Here is a 19,014-nt window from a genome sequence, read left to right as displayed (position 1 = left end):
GGAAAACCGGAAAAAAGATCATCATTATTAAAAAGTATTAAATATTATGCCTAGAATTAAAGTTAAAAGAACCAGTACGGTAACAGATATGACCGCCATGTGCGACGTAGCTGCGCTGTTACTTACGTTCTTCATATTAACTGCTACGGCTAAGCAACCTGAACCATTAGCGGTATCAACACCTTCATCTACATATGTATTTAAGGTGCCTGCCGAAAATAATGCGATTTTAACAATCGGTCAAGGTAAGGTTTTCTTTGAAGTAGCAGGACAAAAAGTAAGGGCAAGAACGTTGCAGTTAATGGGAGAGCAGTACAAAGTTACTTTCACTCCTGATGAGATTACCAGGTTTTCTGTAGTTGGCTCATTCGGCGTTCCTGTTTCAAACCTTAAACAGTTTATTGGTATGTCTGGTGCAGACCGTATGAAACCAGGTGCTCAACCGGGTATCCCTACGGATTCAACTGACAATCAGTTAAACTCATGGGTTTTAAATGCCCGTAAAGCTACACAAGAACTTAACGGCGCAGCAATGCGTGTAAGTATCAAAGGCGATGCGAAAGAAGAATATCCGGTAGTTAAAAAAGTTATCGATGTTTTGCAAAAACAAAAAGTGAATAAATTTTTGTTAGTAACAAACTCTGAAGCTCCAAGAAAATAAGAAATGGCAGAATTAAACACAGGCGGGAAGAAAGCCACACCAAGGGTTGATATGACTCCGATGGTGGATTTAATGTTTCTTTTGGTAACCTTCTTTATCTTAACAACTAGTATATCTACGCCGCAAGCAATGGATATCACTAAGCCGGATAAAGACGATAATTTGCCAGAGAACAGATTGGCGCTAAAAGCAACCAAAACAATGACAATTTTGTTGGGTAAAAACAATAAAGTTGCATGGTATATGGGTGAAGCAGGAAAAAGTTCTCCAACTATTGAGTCATTTCAAGAAGTTGAAGCTTCAATCCTAAAGAATAGAAAAGCATCAAACGAAACGGAAAAAGATCCATTTGTTGTGTTGGTAAAACCAACTTCGGGCTCTACGTTCCAGAACTTTGTTGATATTATGGATGAATTGGAAATATTAAAGGTAAATGCACGTCAGATTGATGACGACAACATCCTTGATAATGAAAAACAATTCATGACGCAACAAGGTATTTTATAATTAATTAAACCAGTAATCATGTCGAAATTAGATATATTTAGAAAGGAATGGCTGGAAGTAGTTTTTGAAGGTAAAAACAAAAACTACGGTGCTTACGAGTTACGTAAGACCTCTCCGGTTAATACCACAAAGGCACTAATTTATGGCTCGGTAGTATTTCTGGTGTTATTTTTCTCTCCAAAGCTTTACAGCCTTATCAAAGGTTCGTTACCAGAGGAAAAAGAAGAACTTGCACAGGAAGTAGTACTTACGCCGCCACCTCCGGTTAACCCGGAAACACCTCCACCGCCACCTGTAGAGCCACCTCCACCAAAAGTGGATCAGGTAAAAATGCCACCTCCGATTGTAAAACCGGATATTGAAGTTCAGGATGAACCACCTACAGTTGAAAAACTTAAGGAGGCTGACCCAGGACAGAAAGATATTAAAGGTGACCCAACGGCTGATATTGTTATCGCAGAACCTGTAGGTGAAGGACCAAAAAGAGAAGCTGCAGTAGCGGTTGATGATAACAAGGTTTATGACTTCGTTAGTATCGAAAAGGTTCCTGAATACCCAGGTGGTATGCCAGCTTTCTACAAATACTTAAGTGGTGCAATTAAATATCCGCCAATGGCACAAGAAAATAACGTGCAAGGTAAGGTATCATTATCTTTCGTAGTAGAGAGAGATGGTTCATTAACCGATATCAATGTTATTCGTGGCCCAGGTAGTGGTACCAATGAGGAAGCTGTACGTGTACTTAAAGCAAGTAAGCGTTGGATTCCAGGTATTCAAAATGGTAAACCAGTTAGGGTAAAGTACAACATCCAAGTAAACTTTACACTTAGTAACTAAGATGTTAAATTTTGATATTTTTAAGCAAAAATCGCCTAAACAGCGGTTTTTGCTCATTTTAGGCCTTATCATGTTTATGTTTTACCTGGTTATAGGTTTAGCATGCATCTTCTGGAAAGACCTTCCCTTAAATATTGCCTATCCGTACAAAGTTGCAATTGGAATATTTCTTATTGTTTATGCATTTATCAGATTGTTAAGCTTAGGAAGACGAGATTAAAATCAATGAGAAATATCTTAATATTATTACTGGCGCTAATTACTTTTTCATCGTGTAAACGTAAGAAAGAGGCGCAGGAGATTAAAGAAACCCGAACAAGCGGAACTTTAAAAATATTGGTTGATGAAACCGTAGGTCCGATTGTTCAGGAGGAAATTGATATTTTTAAATTAGATTATCCGCAGGCCACATTTATCACGACGGTAAAACCTGAGGAGAAGTTAATGCCGGCATTTTTGAATGATAGCGTTAGGGTTATTGTTTTGCCAAGAATGTTAACTAAGCAGGAGGAAAAATATTACAACCAACGTCAGATTAAAATCAATACTTCGCGTTTCGCTGTTGATGGGATCGCATTAATTACAAACGCAGGCAATATTGACAGTACAATTAACGTTAAAGAAATTATTGATATATTGCAGGGCAAGGATTCGGGTAAAAAATTGGTATTTGATAACGCTTATTCCAGTACTTTTAAGTACTTTAAACAACTGGCTCATATCAGTCAGTTCCCCCAAAAAGGTGTGTTTTCTAAAAATTCGAGTAATGAGGTGATTAAGCTCATCGCAGAGGATAAAAGTTTTATTGGTATTTTAGGTGTCAACTGGCTTTCTGAAAAGAACCCGGAAATGTCTAGAAATAAGGATAGGATAAAGGTGTTGGGTGTTAAGAATATTAAAGGCGCTTTAGGCGATGATAAGTATTATAAACCGACCAAAGAAAACTTAACTAATGGGGTATATCCGTTTTTGAGAAATATTAATATTATTGATTGCGAAGGAAAGGGCGGTTTAGGCACAGGATTTGCAACATGGTTAAGGAGCCAAAGAGGACAGTTAATTGTACTTAAATCTGAACTGGCTCCACATAAATTAATGCCAAGAGAACTTAACATTACAAAAAAACAATAAATTGAACCACGATTACTTTAGGTAGTCAAAAAAAAATATCAGATGAAGCTTTGCATAAGCTTATATAAAATGATAACCATTAAAAAAACAAAAAAAGAACTATGAAAATTTTAAAGAAAGCAATAACCTTGAATGTAGGTTTGGTGTTGATGGGTTCTGCAGTTTTTGCTCAAAGTTTAAACGACGCGAAAAAAGCGATTGATGCTGAACAATACCAGAAAGCAACATCAATGCTTAAAACATTGGTAAACTCTCAAGCGTCGAATGGTGATAATTATTATAACCTTGGTCTGGTGTATTTAAGAACCGGTTATATCGATTCAGCAAGAGCGGTATTTACAAAAGGTACTACTGCCGATCCAAAAAATGCATCAAACTTTGCAGGTTTAGGTCAGGCTGATTTATTATCAAATAATGCAACATCTGCTAAAACAAATTTTGATAAAGCAGTTTCAGTAGCACCGAAAGATTATAAAACTTATTTAGCGATTGGTAAGGCATATTTAGCTCAGGATAAACCTAGCGACGATGTTTCTAAACCAGATTTTGCAAATGCTTTGGCTAATTTAACTAAAGCTGACGAATTAGATTCGAAAGACAAAGATGCTGAAGTATTCATCGGTTTAGGTGATGCTTATGCTTTGCAAAAGAAAAACTCTGAAGCTATTGGCCCATACTTCCGTGTTGCAGATATTGATGCTACAAACAGAAGAGCAGGTACACAGGTTGGTAAAATGTATAAAGAAGCACGTTCATTCCCTGAAGGTGAAGCAGAATTAAACAAAGTAATTGCTGCTGATGCTAATTATGGTCCGGCTTACCGTGAATTAGGTGAGTTATACTTACAGTGGAGTAGCTTTGGTACTGATAAAGAAAAAGCAGCTAAAGGTGTAGAACTTTATAAAAAATATATGGACTTAACTGACAAATCACTAGAATCTCAGTTACGTTACATGCAGTTTTTATTCTATGCTAAAGATTTCGCGGCGTTAGAGCAAGTTGCATCATCAGTTCAGGTTCCTGCTAACGATCCGAAAGGAATCATCGTTTCAAGATTAAAAGGTTGGTCGGCTTATGAGAATAAAAATTATCCTCAGGCTTTAACTAACATGACTGAATATTTTGCTAAACAAAAAGATACTACCAAAAACCTTGGTTTCGATTATCTTTATTTAGGTAAAGCGCAGTTAAAAGGTGGTCAGGATAGTTTGGCTTTAATCAACATTACTAAAGCCGTTGAGAAAGATTCAACAAATGCTGATGCATTATCTGAAGTAGCGAAGAGCTTATACGATGCAAAGAAATATGCTAAAGCCGCTCAGGTTTATGAAAAAGCGATCAAGGCTAATCCAAATGGTAAAGGTTCTTTGTATAATTACTATTATAATGCAATGGCAAATTATTTTGATTACGGTGCAAAATACAGCGCAAAACAAAATCCTTCTAAAGACATTTTGGTTAGAGCAGATTCTGCAATTGCTAAAGTGACTCAAATTTCGCCGGATACTTATGATGCTTATTTAACAAGAGCTCGTATTAACAGTTTGTTAGATGATGATAAAGATCCAAAAGGATTGATGGTTCCTTTTTATGAAGAATATATCAAAAGAGTAACAGAAAAGCCTGAATTGGCTTCTCAAGCGGCATATGCTAAAAGACTTTCTGAGGCATACGATACTTTAGGCGGTTATTATTTCTATAAGGATAAAACTAAAGCTAAAGAATACTTCGATAAGAGTGTGGCTGTTTATCCTTCTGGAACCTTTGCTGCAGGTAAGTTGAAAGAGTTAGCTGCTCCAGCTCCAAAAGCAAAAGGTAAATAATTACCATAGTTAAATAATTTAGAAAAGGCAGAGTTTGGTTACTCTGCCTTTTTCTTTTACTTTTGCATCAGAAAATAATAATTATGCAAGCGCAAAGTACCTCTATAGATTTTTTACCAATTATATTTCAAGTAATTGTTGCTTTAGGTTTTGTGGTAACCACATTGGTTGCTACTCACTTTTTAGGTCCAAAACGTAAAACAAGTGATAAGCTTGAAGTTTTCGAAGCTGGTGTTAAATCGATTGGTAATGCTCGTCAGCCATTCTCAATTAAATACTTCGTAGTAGCGATTCTATTTGTGTTGTTCGATATTGAAGTGATTTTCATGTATCCATGGGCGGTAAACTTCCGCGAACTTAAAATGGACGGTATGATTGAAATGTTCATTTTCATGGGAACCTTATTATTAGGTTTCGTTTACGTAATCAAGAAAAAAGTATTGGATTGGAATTAGTTTAAGTTTGGAGTTTATTTTTTGGGATTGAATTTTGATTCAAATTCTACAATTTTTAGCTCAAACCTGTAGTGTATCACATACACTTACTAAAGAAGTTTCAATTTATTTAGAAAGGTTCTAAATCAAGTTAAACTAGTTTAATTGCCTTTTAAATATTGTAAATTTGTTGCTCATTCCGTAAAAGGATGAGCATTTTTTGTTTATAAACATGAGTGAAATTAATATAGTTGATGCGCCTCCAGGAACCGAAGGACCTGGCTATTTTGCCACTTCTTTAGATAAAGTGATTGGTTTGGCTCGTTCAAATTCATTATGGCCTCTACCGTTTGCAACTTCTTGTTGCGGAATTGAGTTTATGGCAACCATGGGTTCTCACTACGATTTAGGTCGTTTTGGTGCAGAGCGTTTGAGTTTTTCTCCACGTCAGGCCGATGTTTTAATGGTGATGGGTACTATCGCTAAAAAAATGGCTCCAGTGCTTAAACAGGTTTATATCCAGATGGCAGAGCCACGTTGGGTAATGGCTGTTGGTGCTTGCGCAAGTAGTGGCGGTATTTTCGATACTTATTCTGTTTTACAAGGTATTGATGAGGTTATTCCGGTTGACGTTTACGTTCCGGGTTGCCCGCCAAGACCAGAAGCTATTTTAGATGGTTTTCAGCGCATTCAGGATTTGGTTAAAAACGAATCTGGCAGAAGAAGAAACTCAGATTATTACAAAGAACTTTTAGGTCAATACGGCATTAAATAATGGAAGAAACGACATTAAATAACGACATTCACGTTAAGCTGACTGAAAAGTTTGGTGAAAAAGCTACTGCTGTTTCTGAGCCTTATGGTTTGTTAACGATCGTAACCTATAAAGATGTTATCATCAATGTGCTTTCGCATCTTAAAGAAGAATTAAAATTCAATTTCTTAACGGATATTACAGCGGTTCACTACCCTGGTAAAGACCATGGTATTGCTGTAGTTTACCATTTAAACAATATGGTAGAGCGTGTAAGAATCAGGGTGAAGGTTTTTATTTCAGAACAAAATCCAACCATTCCGACGGCAACCACCGTTTGGAAAGGTGCGAATTGGATGGAGCGTGAAACCTACGATTTGTTTGGGGTTAAATTTGAAGGGCACCCGGATTTACGCCGTATTTTAAATATGGATGATTTAGGTGTTCACCCAATGTTGAAACAATATCCGTTGGAAGACCCGAACAGAGTAGATAAAAAGGACGAATTTTTTGGAAGGTAATTTATATGAATCATAACCATCCGGTATTTACAGATAACGACCCGCAAAGTGAGCTGGTAACCCTAAACTTAGGTCCAACGCACCCTGCAACACACGGCGTTTTTCAAAACGTTTTGCAATTAGATGGCGAACGTATTGTTAGCGGCGTTTCTACAATTGGGTATATTCACCGTGCTTTCGAAAAAATAGCCGAGCATCGCCCGTTTTATCAGATTACACCATTAACCGACCGTTTAAACTATTGTTCATCACCTATTAATAATATGGGATGGCACATGACGGTTGAGAAATTATTAAATATCCAGATGCCTAAACGCGTAGATTATCTTCGCGTTATCATTATGGAGCTTTCGCGTATTGCCGATCATATTATCTGTAATACAATTATTGGCCAGGATACAGGTGCAACCACAACATTCCTTTACTTATTTCAGTTTCGTGAACATATCTACGAAATCTTTGAAGAAGTTTGTGGTGCTCGTTTAACCACAAACATTGGCAGAATCGGTGGTTTTGAAAGAGATTTTAACGATATCGCTTTTGCAAAAATCAATAAATTTTTAAAAGAGTTTCCGGTTGCCTTAAAGGAGTTTGAAAACCTTCTAACGCGTAACCGTATTTTTATCGATAGAACCGCTGGTGTTGCTGAGGTTACCAAAGAAGCGGCGTTAGAATATAGCTGGACTGGTCCGTTGCTTCGTGCTGCCGGTGTAGATTATGATGTTCGTGTTGCTGATCCTTATTCTTCTTATCAGGATTTTGATTTTGAGATTCCGGTAGGTACAAGTGGCGATATTTACGATAGATATTTGGTGCGTAACGAAGAAATGTGGCAAAGTTTGCGCATTATCGAACAAGCACTTGTGAAATTAAAAACTGAAGAAAAAGGCATCTTCCACGCTGATGTTCCGGAATTTTATTTGCCTCCAAAACAAGAGGTTTACAATAATATGGAAGCATTAATTTATCACTTCAAAATTGTGATGGGTGAAATTGATGCACCAAAGGCAGAAGTTTATCATGCTGTTGAAGGCGGAAATGGAGAGTTAGGTTTTTATCTGATTAATGATGGAGGCCGTACACCTTACCGTTTGCACTTCCGCAGACCAAGTTTTATAAATTACCAAATGTTTGCGCCAATGAGCGAGGGTATGTTATTATCTGATGCCATTATCAACATGAGTAGTATGAATATTATTGCAGGAGAATTAGATGCTTAAAGTAGAAGAACAAACACCTGTAGAATTTTCATCAGAATTGCTTGCCAAATTTGATGAAGTAAAAAGCCGTTATCCTGAAGGAAAACATAAGTCAGCTTTGTTGCCATTATTACATTTGGTACAGGCCGAATTTCTTTGGGTGCCAACATCTGCAATGGATAAAGTTGCTGAATATTTAAACATTCAACCAATTGAAGTTTACGAAGTTGCAACTTTTTACACCATGTACTTTTTAAAGCCACAAGGTAAATATGCTTTGGAGGTTTGCCGTACTGGCCCCTGTTGTTTAGTTGGCGCTGAAAAAATATTAGACCACTTAGAAGCTAAGTTAGGTGTTAAAGAGGGTGAAGTTACAGCCGATGGCTTGTTCAGCTTTAGAGGAGTTGAATGTTTAGCTGCTTGTGGTTTCGGGCCGGTATTACAAATTAGTCCGGAATACACTTTTTACGAAAACCTAACTACCGATAGTGTAGATAAATTGATTGAAGATTTGAAAATTAAGTCCTAAGTCAAAAGTCTGGAGTCGGGAGTCTTTATGATTCTTGGACTATAGACTATAGGCTACAGACTATAGACTAATTGAAATGTCTCGAAAACTGTTACTTGAGCATATAAACGTACCAGGCATCAATACACTTGAAGTCTACCGCCAAAAAGGTGGGTACCGTGCCGTGGAAAAAGCCCTTAAAACTTTAACACCTGAAGAGGTTGTCGAAGAAGTTAAGAAATCAGGCTTACGCGGACGTGGTGGTGCGGGTTTCCCTACCGGAATGAAATGGAGCTTTTTGGCTAAACCAGAAGGTGTTGCACGTTATTTGGTTTGCAACGCAGATGAGTCTGAGCCTGGAACTTTCAAAGACCGTTATTTGATGACATACATTCCTCATGCATTAATTGAGGGAATGATTGTTTCAAGTTTTGCATTAGGTGCAAAGGTTTCTTACATCTACGTTCGTGGAGAGATGATGCCTCAAATCCGTATTCTGGAAAAAGCAATTGCTGAAGCAAAAGCTGCCGGATGGTTGGGTAAGAACATTTTAGGAACAGGTTACGATTTAGAATTATATGTTCAGCCGGGTGGTGGGGCTTACATTTGCGGTGAAGAAACTGCATTGTTGGAATCGCTTGAAGGTAAAAGAGGTAACCCAAGAATTAAACCACCTTTCCCTGCAATTGCAGGATTGTACGGTTGCCCAACTGTAGTAAACAACGTGGAGTCGATTGCAGCTGTTGTACCAATTATTAATGATGGTGGCGATGAATACGCGAAAATAGGTATCGGTAGAAGTACAGGTACAAAATTAATATCAGCTTCTGGTAATTTGGTTAAACCAGGCGTGTATGAGATTGAATTAGGCTTGCCAGTAGAGGAATTTATCTATTCTGATGAATATTGCGGTGGTATTGCTAATGGTAAAAAACTAAAAGCAACTGTTGCAGGTGGTTCATCTGTGCCAATCTTACCAGCAAACTTAACTTTAAAGTATGCGAATGGCGAACCGCGTTTAATGAGTTATGAATCTTTGTCAGAAGGTGGATTTGCTACCGGAACCATGATGGGTTCGGGTGGTTTTATTGCTTTTGATGAAGACCAATGTATTGTTCGCAATACCTGGAATTTCTCTCGTTTTTACCACCACGAAAGTTGCGGACAATGTTCGCCATGCCGTGAAGGTACGGGTTGGATGGAAAAAATTCTTCATAAAATTGAACATGGTCATGGAAGCATGGAAGATGTTGATTTATTATGGGATGTTCAACGTAAAATTGAAGGCAATACAATTTGTCCGTTAGGTGATGCTGCAGCCTGGCCGGTGGCTAGTGCAATCCGTCACTTCAGAGATGAATTTGAATGGCACATTAAAGAACCAGTTAACAGTCAAACACAAAATTATGGTATTGCAAATTATGCAGTGCCGATTGAGAAGGCTCCGGTGACGGAGGAAAAGTAATTATCTAGCATAATTATTTTTAAATATACATCACGTCATTGCGAGGAACGAAGCAATCCTAAAGCAATAGGCGTAAGAAACAAAGAGATTGCTTCGTGCCTCGCAATGACGGCAAAAGGCATAAAAAATAAAGATTATCATTAACCATGAGTGAAAAAGTTAAGGTTACGATAGACGGAATAACAGTAGAGGTTGACAATGGAACCACTATCCTTAATGCTGCGAGGCAAATTGGAGGTGAAATTGTTCCGCCAGCGATGTGCTATTATTCTAAGTTAGAAGGCAGTGGTGGTAAATGCCGTACCTGTATTGTTAAGGTAACAAAAGGTTCGGAGAAAGACCCTCGTCCGATGCCGAAATTGGTTGCATCTTGCCGTACTACTGTAATGGATGGTATGGAAGTGTTGAACATTACCTCGCCTGAAGTTTTAGAAGCACGTGCAGGTGTAGTGGAAATTTTATTAATCAACCACCCTTTAGATTGCCCGGTTTGCGATCAGGCTGGTGAGTGTGATTTACAAAACTTAGGTTACGAACACGGTTTGCAGAAAACGCGTTACGAATTTGAACGACGTACTTTCGACCGTATTGATATTGGTGATAAAATTCAGTTACACATGAATCGTTGTATTCTGTGTTACCGTTGTGTTTTCACTGCCGATCAGATTACAAACAAACGTGTTCATGGTATTTTAAATCGTGGCGACCATTCAGAAATTTCTACTTATATCCAACAGGCCGTTGATAACGATTTCTCTGGAAACGTAATTGATGTTTGTCCGGTTGGTGCTTTAACCGATAAAACTTTCCGTTTTAAAAACCGTGTCTGGTTTACTAAACCTGTAGATGCACACCGCAATTGTGACCACGAAAAGTGCAATGGTAAAGTAACACTTTGGTATAAGGGAGAGGATGTTATCCGTGTTACTGCTCGTAAGGATCAATTTGGTGAGGTTGAAGAATTTATCTGTAACACTTGTCGTTTCGATAAAAAGGCTACTTCAGATTGGACAATCGAGCACCCAACGCATATTGATGATACTTCAGTAATTGCGTCAAACCATTACGAAACATTAAAACCACTTCCAGTAATTAAGCCAAATGCGGCATTACAAGCGGCTAATGAAATTGAGTTACATAAAACCGTAAAATACTAATGGAGTTAAGTTTTGTTATAGAAAAATTTATCCTGGTTGCCGTAATTTTCGGCATCAGTTTAGTTGTAGCCATGTATTCTACTTATGCAGAACGTAAGGTTGCAGCCTATTTGCAAGACCGTTTAGGTCCGGATAGAGCTGGTCCTTTTGGTATTTTGCAACCATTAGCTGATGGTGTTAAAATGTTTATGAAAGAGGAAATTATTCCTGCTTCATCAAACAGATGGTTATTTATTGTTGGTCCGGGTTTAGCCTTACTTTGTGCTTGTATTGGTACAGCCGTTATTCCATGGGGTAGCCCGATGGAAATTGGCGGTAAGATGGTGCCCTTACAAGTGGCTGATATTAATGTAGGCGTTTTATACATTTTTGGCGTCGTTTCTTTAGGTGTTTATGGTGTGATGATTGGTGGTTGGGCATCGAATAATAAATATTCGTTGTTGAGTGCCATTCGTGCTGCATCGCAAAACATTAGTTATGAAATCGCAATGGGTTTGTCTATCATCGCTTTGCTTTTAATGACCAATACTTTAAGCTTAAAAGAAATTGTTGACCAGCAACATGGCTGGCATTGGAATGTTTTATATCAACCATTAGGATTTTTAATTTTCATGGTATGTTCTTTTGCCGAAACAAACCGTGCACCTTTCGATTTACCGGAGTGTGAAACGGAGCTGATAGGTGGTTACCACACTGAATATTCTTCCATGAAATTGGGGTTCTATTTATTTGCTGAATACATCAACATGTTTGTATCCTCAGCAGTAATGGCCACTTTATATTTTGGCGGATATAATTATCCGGGAATGGATTATATGGCAACCTTATTGGGACCAACTTGGGCACCATTATTTGGAACGGCTATTTTCTTTGCTAAAATCATTTTCTTCATCTTTTTCTTTATGTGGGTACGTTGGACAATCCCTCGTTTCCGTTATGACCAATTGATGAATTTAGGTTGGAAAGGCTTAATTCCATTAGCCATTGCCAACATTATAATAACAGGTATTGTGATTGCGATTATTGAGAAGTTTTAATTATGGAATCATTAAGTAATAAGAAAAAAGTACTGGAACAAAAGCCTCTGAGCTTTATGGAGCGTATGTACCTGCCTGCAATTGCAAAAGGTATGGGCATTACCATTAGTCACTTATTCAAAAAAGAGGCTACAGTAAGATATCCAGAGGTAGAACGAGAATTTTCTGCGAACTTTAGAGGCATGCACTCGCTAAAACGTGATGAGAACGGTAAAGAGCGTTGTACGGCTTGCGGTTTATGCGCATTATCTTGCCCTGCTGAAGCCATTACAATGATTGCTGCAGAACGCAAGAACGAAGAAAAGCATTTATATCGTGAGGAGAAATATGCAGCAACTTATGAAATTAATATGTTGCGTTGTATTTTCTGCGGATTGTGTGAGGAGGCTTGTCCTAAAGAAGCGATTTATTTGGACGGACCGATTGTTCCAGCTGATTATCTACGTAAAGATTTTATTTACGGAAAAGATAAGTTGGTTGAGGCTCCGTTGGAGATGAAAAAATAGACAAAATCGTCATGCTGAATTTATTTCAGCATCTATTCAATTGAGACCCTGAAATAAATTCAGGGTGACGAAATTAAAGATTGCTTTCCCGAAGAATCGGGATAAACCGTTCGTCGCAATGAAGACGAAGAAATAAACAAAAACAAATAATAAATTAATGAGTACACAAGTATTCTATTTCGTAGCCACATTAAGTATCATCTTTTCGCTGATGGTGATTTTTGCAAAAAATCCAATCCATAGCGTGTTGTACTTAATTCTTACCTTTTTCACATTCACTGTACATTATGTATTGTTGAATGCACAATTTCTGGCCGTAGTAAACTTCATTGTTTACATGGGTGCCATTATGGTTTTATTTTTATTCGTGCTGATGCTCCTCAATTTAAACAAGGAAACAGAGCCTGTAAAATCGCCATTGATTAAAATTGTGGGTGTAATCGCAGGCTGTTGTTTAGTGGTAACCTTAGTAGGTTCGTTCAAAGCAGCAAGTATTAATAGCCCTTTAATTTTGAAAAACCAAGGCCTAGGTTTGGTAGAAAACTTAGGCAAGGAACTTTTCGGGCCATTTTTATTGCCGTTCGAATTATCATCTCTATTACTGTTGGCCGCAATGGTTGGAGCCGTTTTATTATCTAAAAGAGATGAGGTAGAAGCATAATGGAAAATTTAACTACACAAATGGCAGGCGTTCCACTAAATCACTACATCTACTTATGTGCAATTATTTTCACGATAGGTGTAATTGGTGTATTAACCCGCAGAAATGCAATCGTAATTTTTATGTCTGTTGAGTTGATGTTAAATGCAGTAAACCTGCTTTTAACCGCTTTCTCTGTTCATAGTAATGACCCATCAGGACAAGTTTTCGTATTCTTTATTATGGCGCTTGCAGCTGCAGAAGTTGCAGTTGGTTTGGCGATTATCGTAATGGTTTACAGAAATACGAAATCGATAGATATTAATGTTTTAAATCGCCTTAAGTGGTAAATATATAATAAGAATGACAATAGAACAATTGATTTGGTTAGTTCCGTTACTTCCTTTTTTAGGGTTTGTAATTAATGGACTGGGCAGAAACTCTCTATCTAAGGGGCTTGTTGGTATTATTGGTAGTGGCGTTATCTTAGCTTCTTTCATTATCAGCGTGGTTATTTTCTTTAGTTTACAAGGCGATACACAAAAATCTCACGAAGTATTTTTATTTGATTGGATTAGCGCAGGCACACTCCACATTCCTTTATCATTTTTGGTTGACCCATTAAGTTCAATCATGCTTCTGATTATTACCGGAATAGGTTTCTTAATCCATTTATATTCTACCAGCTATATGCATGATGATTCAGGATTTGGTAAATTTTTTGCTTACTTAAACCTGTTCGTGTTTTTCATGCTTTTATTGGTATTGGGTTCGAACTACATCGTCATGTTTATCGGTTGGGAAGGTGTAGGTTTATGCTCATACCTTTTAATCGGTTTCTGGTACACAAATAGCGCTTATGCATCGGCAGCTAAAAAGGCTTTCGTAATGAATCGTATTGGCGATTTAGGCTTTTTGTTAGGGGTGTTTTTAATCTTCAATACCTTTGGAAGTGTTGAGTTTGCTAAAGTTTTTCCTCAGGCGGCAAATATGTTATCTGGACAAAATACTTTATTTCTGATTACGGTATTGTTATTTATTGGTGCTTGTGGTAAATCGGCTCAGTTGCCATTATTTACATGGTTGCCTGATGCGATGGCGGGTCCAACACCAGTTTCTGCATTGATCCACGCGGCAACGATGGTAACAGCCGGTATTTACATGATTGCACGTTCAAGTATATTATTCGACCTTGCACCATATACACAACATATCATTGCTATTGTTGGAGCAGCTACCGCTTTAGTTGCTGCCATTATCGCCTTAACGCAAACCGATATTAAAAAAGTATTGGCTTATTCAACAGTATCACAATTAGGCTATATGTTTTTAGGCTTAGGCGTTGGTGCTTATACGGGTTCTTTCTTTCACGTATTAACTCACGCATTCTTTAAAGCATTATTATTCTTAGGCGCAGGCTCGGTAATTCATGCCATGCACCACGAACAAGATATGCGCCACATGGGTGGGTTGAGAAAGAAACTTCCGGTTACATTTTTAACGATGATGATTGGTACAATTGCCATAGCAGGTTTACCACCATTCTCGGGTTTCTTTTCGAAGGATGAAATTTTAGCACATGCTTTTCAGGCAAGTCCTATACTTTGGGGTATTGGCGTAGTTACCGCATTCTTAACAGCGTTTTATATGTTCAGAATGATGTTTCTTACTTTCTCCGGAAAATATCGTGGAACACACCATGAAGAGAGTCATGTTCATGAATCGCCAGCAGCAATGACTACTCCTTTGGTAATTTTAGCTGTTTTGGCAGCCATTGGTGGAGCAATTAACATTCCTCACGTTTTCGGTGGAAACGAATGGTTGGCACATTGGTTGACTGGCGCAGGTGTTGCTCAGCACGAATTGGATTTAAGCCATTCTACCGAGTTCACTTTAATGGGTGTTTCCGTTGTGGCTGCCATTGTAGCATTGCTTTATGCTTATACTAGATATGTAAAAGGTGCACGTGTGCCTGTAGCTGATGAAGCACCTCGTTCTGCATTGGCAAAATTATCATACAACAAATTTTATTTAGATGAGATTTACGATTTCATCATCACAAAACCATTAGATGCATTTTCGAGATTTTTCTACAGAATTATCGATACCAAATTTATTGATGGAATTGTAAACGGATTGGGTTGGAGTACAAACGAAGCAAGTAAAGGCGTTCGTTTATTACAAAGCGGAAACGTAGGTTTCTATATTTTTATGATGGTTATTGGTATCATCGCATTGCTTGCTTATACATTTTATTACATTTAATTAGTCGTTCAAAACAAAATAGATGGAACTTTTTATTCTTATATTTTTACCATTAGCATGTGCTTTGATTTCGGCTTTATTAGGAAATCAAAAAACAAGTAAGCGTGCAGTAGTTGCTTTATCACTATTTCCACTTCTTTTAACGATTCAGTTGTTGTTTCGTTTTGAAGCTAACGCGATTACGCAATTTGAAATTAATTTACCTTGGATTAAAGATTTAGGTATTAATTTTCACGCAGGTATCGACGGTATTAGTATGCTTCTGGTTTTATTAACCAACATACTTGTCCCAATTATTATATTAACAACATTTAACCGAGAATATAAAAACCAATCGGCCTTTTTTGCCCTGATATTTTTTATGCAAAGTGGCTTGTTGTTGGTTTTTACAGCCATGGATGCTTTCTTATTCTACATCGGATGGGAAGCGGCCTTAATTCCGATCTATTTTATTTGCGCTTTTTGGGGTGGAAAAGATAGAATACGCATTAACATGAAGTTTTTCGTTTATACGATTGCGGGTTCATTATTTATGCTGATGGGTATTATTTATTTATACCTGCAAAATCCTGCGAACAACTTTGAAATTGCAGAATTTTATAAGTTAAACTTAGATAGCGCACAACAGGGCTGGATTTTCTGGGCTTTCTTTATTGCTTTCGCGATCAAGATGCCGATTTTCCCTTTCCATACCTGGCAACCAGATACCTACACGGCTGCTCCAACTCAGGGAACGATGTTGTTATCAGGTATTATGTTAAAAATGGGTATTTATGGCGTAATCAGATGGTTATTGCCTATAGTACCAGCTGGTGTGCAAGATTGGTCATGCTTAGCCATGGTGCTATCTATTATTGGTATTGTTTATGCCTCTATAATTGCTTTCACGCAGAAAGACGCAAAGCGATTAGTTGCTTATTCATCTATTGCACACGTCGGCTTAATTTCAGCAGGCATATTCGCATTGAACCAGCAAAGTTTACAGGGTGCAATGGTGCAGATGCTAAGTCACGGTATTAATGTTGTTGGATTATTTTTTGTTTTAGATATCATTTTTTCTCGTACCAAAACCAACAAAATTGAAGAATTGGGCGGTATTGCAAAATCAGCACCGCAATTGGCCATTACTTTCCTAATCATTGTTTTAGGAACAGTTGCCTTACCAGGTACAAATGGTTTCATTGGAGAGTTCTTGTTATTGATGGGTGTTTACAATTATGGAATCTGGGCTGCTGCTATCGCAGGATTGACCATTATATTCGGAGCTGTTTATATGTTGCGCATGTATCAAAATGTAATGCTTGGCAAAACAAACGAATTAACCATCACTTTCACAGATATTCAAGGAACGGAGAAATTGGTCCTTTATATAATTTGTGCCTTAATTATTGTTTTAGGTGTTTACCCGAAACCATTATTGCACTTAACAGAGGCATCTGTACAACATTTGTTAGAGCAGGTAAATCAAAAATTAACATCAGTAAAATAAGCAATGAATATTATTATAACCATTAGTATAACCGCTTTTATTGTGCTTTATGCAGGTTTGTTTAAAGTAAAGAAAGCCTTATTGCCGCTTACCGTTGTTGGCTTATTAACTGCATTGGGTTTTGTAGGTGCCGCATGGAATGGTAATGCTGTTCATTTTGGCATGATGCAAACCGATAATTTTGCCTTGGCATTTTCAGGTGTTTGTATTATCGGAACGCTTTTAATTTTCTTATTAACCCAAAACTATTTCCACGCTAAAAGCGATAACATTGCCGAATATTATACCTTAATTCTTTTTGCCCTTGCGGGGATGATTATGATGGTATCGTACAAAAACATGGCGATGTTGTTTGTAGGCCTGGAAATTATGTCGGTGAGTTTGTATATTCTCGCGGGCATCCGTAAAAAAGATTTTGCTTCGAATGAGGCTTCCTTAAAATATTTCTTAATGGGTGCATTTTCGACAGGCTTTTTGTTGTTTGGTATTACTTTAATTTACGGTGCTACGGGTTCATTCGACTTAGATAAAATCCAGGCTTATTTAGTTGATAACAGCAAAGCAATTTCACCAATCTTTTATCCAGGCGTAATCCTGATGATGATAGGCTTATGTTTTAAGGTTGGTGCTGCTCCATTCCATTTCTGGACACCAGATGTTTACGAAGGTTCGCCAACATTAATTACTACCTTTATGAGTACTGTGGTTAAAACGGCAGGTTTTGCAGCTTTCTTAAGGTTATTTGCTGATGCTTTTGCACCACTTCATGATTTTTGGGTTGTGCCTTTAATCGTAATCGTTTGCATCACTTTGTTTATTGGTAACGTTACCGCATTATTCCAAAAGAACTTTAAGCGTATGTTAGCGTATTCGAGTATATCACACGCTGGCTACCTGTTGTTCTCGCTAGTTGTTATCGGTGCAAATTCACAAAACAGTGTTTTGGTTTATGCAGCAGCTTACACTTTTGCGTCAATCATCGCTTTTGCAGTTTTAATTCTGGTTAAACAAAAAACGGGAAGCGATAGCTTTGAGAGTTTTAACGGCTTAGGAAAGAAAAATCCATTGGTGGCGATTTCATTAACCATTGCGATGTTATCTTTAGCGGGTATTCCTTTAACGGCTGGTTTTATCGGGAAGTATCTGATGTTCCTGAACGTAATGGGCGAATATCAAACTTTATTAGTAGGTTTTGCTATCCTGAATGCTTTGGTAGGTTTCTACTACTACTTCAAGGTTATTGTAGCGATGTGGTTTAAAGATGGAGCAGAAATTGAATTATCTACCCCAGTTCAATATAAAGTTGTATTAGCAGTTTCAGTTGCGATTACACTGATTTTGGGTATTTATCCAGCAATTATTTTAAACCTGATATAGGTATAACTTGTTAGATAATTATTTGTAGTTTTACGAATAATTGAATATGCACGATTTTTGGACTAACCTTCAGCATCTTATCTCACCCGAAAAATTATTGAGGGAGGGCGGATTCTATCTTGTTGTATTTGTTATATACGCAGAAACGGGCTTATTCTTTGGCTTTTTCCTTCCAGGAGATTATTTATTATTTCTTGCCGGCATGTTTGTGGCAACAGGCAAACTTGATGTAAACATCGCTGTTTTGTTAGCAGGCCTATGTGTTGCTGCAATTTCAGGTAATTTTACCGGTTATTGGTTTGGGCGTAGAACAGGGCCATTATTGTACACCAGGAAAGATAGCTTTTTCTTTAAAAAACGATACCTGAAAGCTGCCGAGAACTATTACAACAAGCAAGGCGCATTTGCATTAATAATGGGCAGGTTTGTACCAATCGTAAGAACTTTTGCCCCGATTTTTGCTGGTGTTGTAAAGTTAGATTTTAAGAAATTTGCACTTTATAACATCGTTGGTGCATTACTTTGGATTTGCTCGCTAACCTTATTGGGTTACTTTTTGGGCAGAAGATTTGAAAAACAAATTAACGATTACTTATTATATATTATTATTGGCTTCATCCTTATCACAACTATACCATTATTAATTACCTTTGTAAAAAATAAAGTTTCAACCGCTGAAGAGGAAAAGACAGATTTAAATTAA

20 protein-coding genes are annotated in these 19,014 nt (G+C 37.5%); all 20 read left to right on the top strand.

Translation table 11 applies throughout. From position 1 onward, the window contains the following. Positions 1–46: 46 nt before the first annotated feature. Positions 47–661 (top strand): biopolymer transporter ExbD, encoded by a 615-nt coding sequence (locus R2Q16_RS04555; RefSeq protein ID WP_316735435.1) that lies wholly within the window; start codon positions 47–49, stop codon positions 659–661. A 3-nt stretch (positions 662–664) separates the two neighbouring features. Beyond that, on the top strand, positions 665–1,168 hold the full coding sequence (locus tag R2Q16_RS04550; RefSeq protein ID WP_316735434.1) for a biopolymer transporter ExbD: 504 nt from the start codon (positions 665–667) through the stop codon (positions 1,166–1,168). An 18-nt stretch (positions 1,169–1,186) separates the two neighbouring features. Next, positions 1,187–2,005 (top strand): TonB family protein, encoded by an 819-nt coding sequence (locus tag R2Q16_RS04545; protein ID WP_316735433.1) that lies wholly within the window; start codon positions 1,187–1,189, stop codon positions 2,003–2,005. A gap of 225 nt (positions 2,006–2,230) precedes the next feature. Continuing rightward, a complete protein-coding gene (locus R2Q16_RS04540) occupies positions 2,231–3,136 on the top strand; it encodes a substrate-binding domain-containing protein (RefSeq protein WP_316735432.1) in 906 nt (301 codons plus the stop codon). A 101-nt stretch (positions 3,137–3,237) separates the two neighbouring features. Then, positions 3,238–4,959: a tetratricopeptide repeat protein gene (locus R2Q16_RS04535; RefSeq protein ID WP_316735431.1), complete on the top strand. Its 1,722-nt coding sequence runs from the start codon at positions 3,238–3,240 to the stop codon at positions 4,957–4,959. A gap of 83 nt (positions 4,960–5,042) precedes the next feature. After that, entirely contained in the window at positions 5,043–5,414 is a 372-nt protein-coding gene (locus tag R2Q16_RS04530; protein ID WP_316735430.1) for an NADH-quinone oxidoreductase subunit A, read from the top strand. A gap of 211 nt (positions 5,415–5,625) precedes the next feature. Beyond that, positions 5,626–6,168 carry an NADH-quinone oxidoreductase subunit B gene (locus tag R2Q16_RS04525; protein ID WP_039472971.1) on the top strand — a complete coding sequence of 181 codons (543 nt, stop codon included), beginning with the start codon at positions 5,626–5,628 and terminating at the stop codon, positions 6,166–6,168. After that, positions 6,168–6,668 (top strand): NADH-quinone oxidoreductase subunit C, encoded by a 501-nt coding sequence (locus R2Q16_RS04520; RefSeq protein WP_316735429.1) that lies wholly within the window; start codon positions 6,168–6,170, stop codon positions 6,666–6,668. Before R2Q16_RS04525 ends, R2Q16_RS04520 begins: the two co-directional genes overlap by 1 nt. 5 nt (positions 6,669–6,673) lie before the next feature. After that, positions 6,674–7,888, top strand: coding sequence for an NADH-quinone oxidoreductase subunit D (locus R2Q16_RS04515; RefSeq protein WP_316735428.1), 1,215 nt, complete (start codon positions 6,674–6,676; stop codon positions 7,886–7,888). Continuing rightward, positions 7,881–8,396, top strand: coding sequence for an NAD(P)H-dependent oxidoreductase subunit E (locus tag R2Q16_RS04510; RefSeq protein WP_316735427.1), 516 nt, complete (start codon positions 7,881–7,883; stop codon positions 8,394–8,396). The genes R2Q16_RS04515 and R2Q16_RS04510 overlap by 8 nt, the downstream gene beginning before the upstream one ends. A gap of 76 nt (positions 8,397–8,472) precedes the next feature. Beyond that, positions 8,473–9,840, top strand: coding sequence for an NADH-quinone oxidoreductase subunit NuoF (nuoF, locus tag R2Q16_RS04505; RefSeq protein ID WP_316735426.1), 1,368 nt, complete (start codon positions 8,473–8,475; stop codon positions 9,838–9,840). Between the two features lie 146 nt (positions 9,841–9,986). After that, positions 9,987–10,997: a 2Fe-2S iron-sulfur cluster-binding protein gene (locus tag R2Q16_RS04500; protein WP_316735425.1), complete on the top strand. Its 1,011-nt coding sequence runs from the start codon at positions 9,987–9,989 to the stop codon at positions 10,995–10,997. After that, entirely contained in the window at positions 10,997–12,034 is a 1,038-nt protein-coding gene (gene nuoH, locus R2Q16_RS04495) for an NADH-quinone oxidoreductase subunit NuoH (RefSeq protein ID WP_316735424.1), read from the top strand. Before R2Q16_RS04500 ends, nuoH begins: the two co-directional genes overlap by 1 nt. 2 nt (positions 12,035–12,036) lie before the next feature. After that, on the top strand, positions 12,037–12,540 hold the full coding sequence (locus tag R2Q16_RS04490; RefSeq protein ID WP_088299781.1) for a NuoI/complex I 23 kDa subunit family protein: 504 nt from the start codon (positions 12,037–12,039) through the stop codon (positions 12,538–12,540). A 157-nt stretch (positions 12,541–12,697) separates the two neighbouring features. After that, positions 12,698–13,201, top strand: coding sequence for an NADH-quinone oxidoreductase subunit J (locus R2Q16_RS04485; protein WP_316735423.1), 504 nt, complete (start codon positions 12,698–12,700; stop codon positions 13,199–13,201). Continuing rightward, positions 13,201–13,530 (top strand): NADH-quinone oxidoreductase subunit NuoK, encoded by a 330-nt coding sequence (nuoK, locus tag R2Q16_RS04480; protein ID WP_010601897.1) that lies wholly within the window; start codon positions 13,201–13,203, stop codon positions 13,528–13,530. Before R2Q16_RS04485 ends, nuoK begins: the two co-directional genes overlap by 1 nt. 13 nt (positions 13,531–13,543) lie before the next feature. Then, entirely contained in the window at positions 13,544–15,445 is a 1,902-nt protein-coding gene (nuoL, locus tag R2Q16_RS04475) for an NADH-quinone oxidoreductase subunit L (RefSeq protein ID WP_410478147.1), read from the top strand. 22 nt (positions 15,446–15,467) lie between these two features. Next, on the top strand, positions 15,468–16,934 hold the full coding sequence (locus R2Q16_RS04470; RefSeq protein ID WP_316735420.1) for an NADH-quinone oxidoreductase subunit M: 1,467 nt from the start codon (positions 15,468–15,470) through the stop codon (positions 16,932–16,934). Positions 16,935–16,937: 3 nt separating this feature from the next. Then, on the top strand, positions 16,938–18,311 hold the full coding sequence (locus R2Q16_RS04465; RefSeq protein WP_316735418.1) for an NADH-quinone oxidoreductase subunit N: 1,374 nt from the start codon (positions 16,938–16,940) through the stop codon (positions 18,309–18,311). Between the two features lie 46 nt (positions 18,312–18,357). Next, positions 18,358–19,014, top strand: a complete 657-nt coding sequence (locus tag R2Q16_RS04460) for a DedA family protein (RefSeq protein WP_316735416.1) — start codon at positions 18,358–18,360, stop codon at positions 19,012–19,014.

The sequence above is a fragment of the Pedobacter aquatilis genome (assembly GCF_032678425.1).
In the GTDB taxonomy this organism is placed as follows: Bacteria; Bacteroidota; Bacteroidia; order Sphingobacteriales; family Sphingobacteriaceae; genus Pedobacter; species Pedobacter aquatilis_B.
This window is presented reverse-complemented; position numbering and strand designations above follow the sequence as displayed.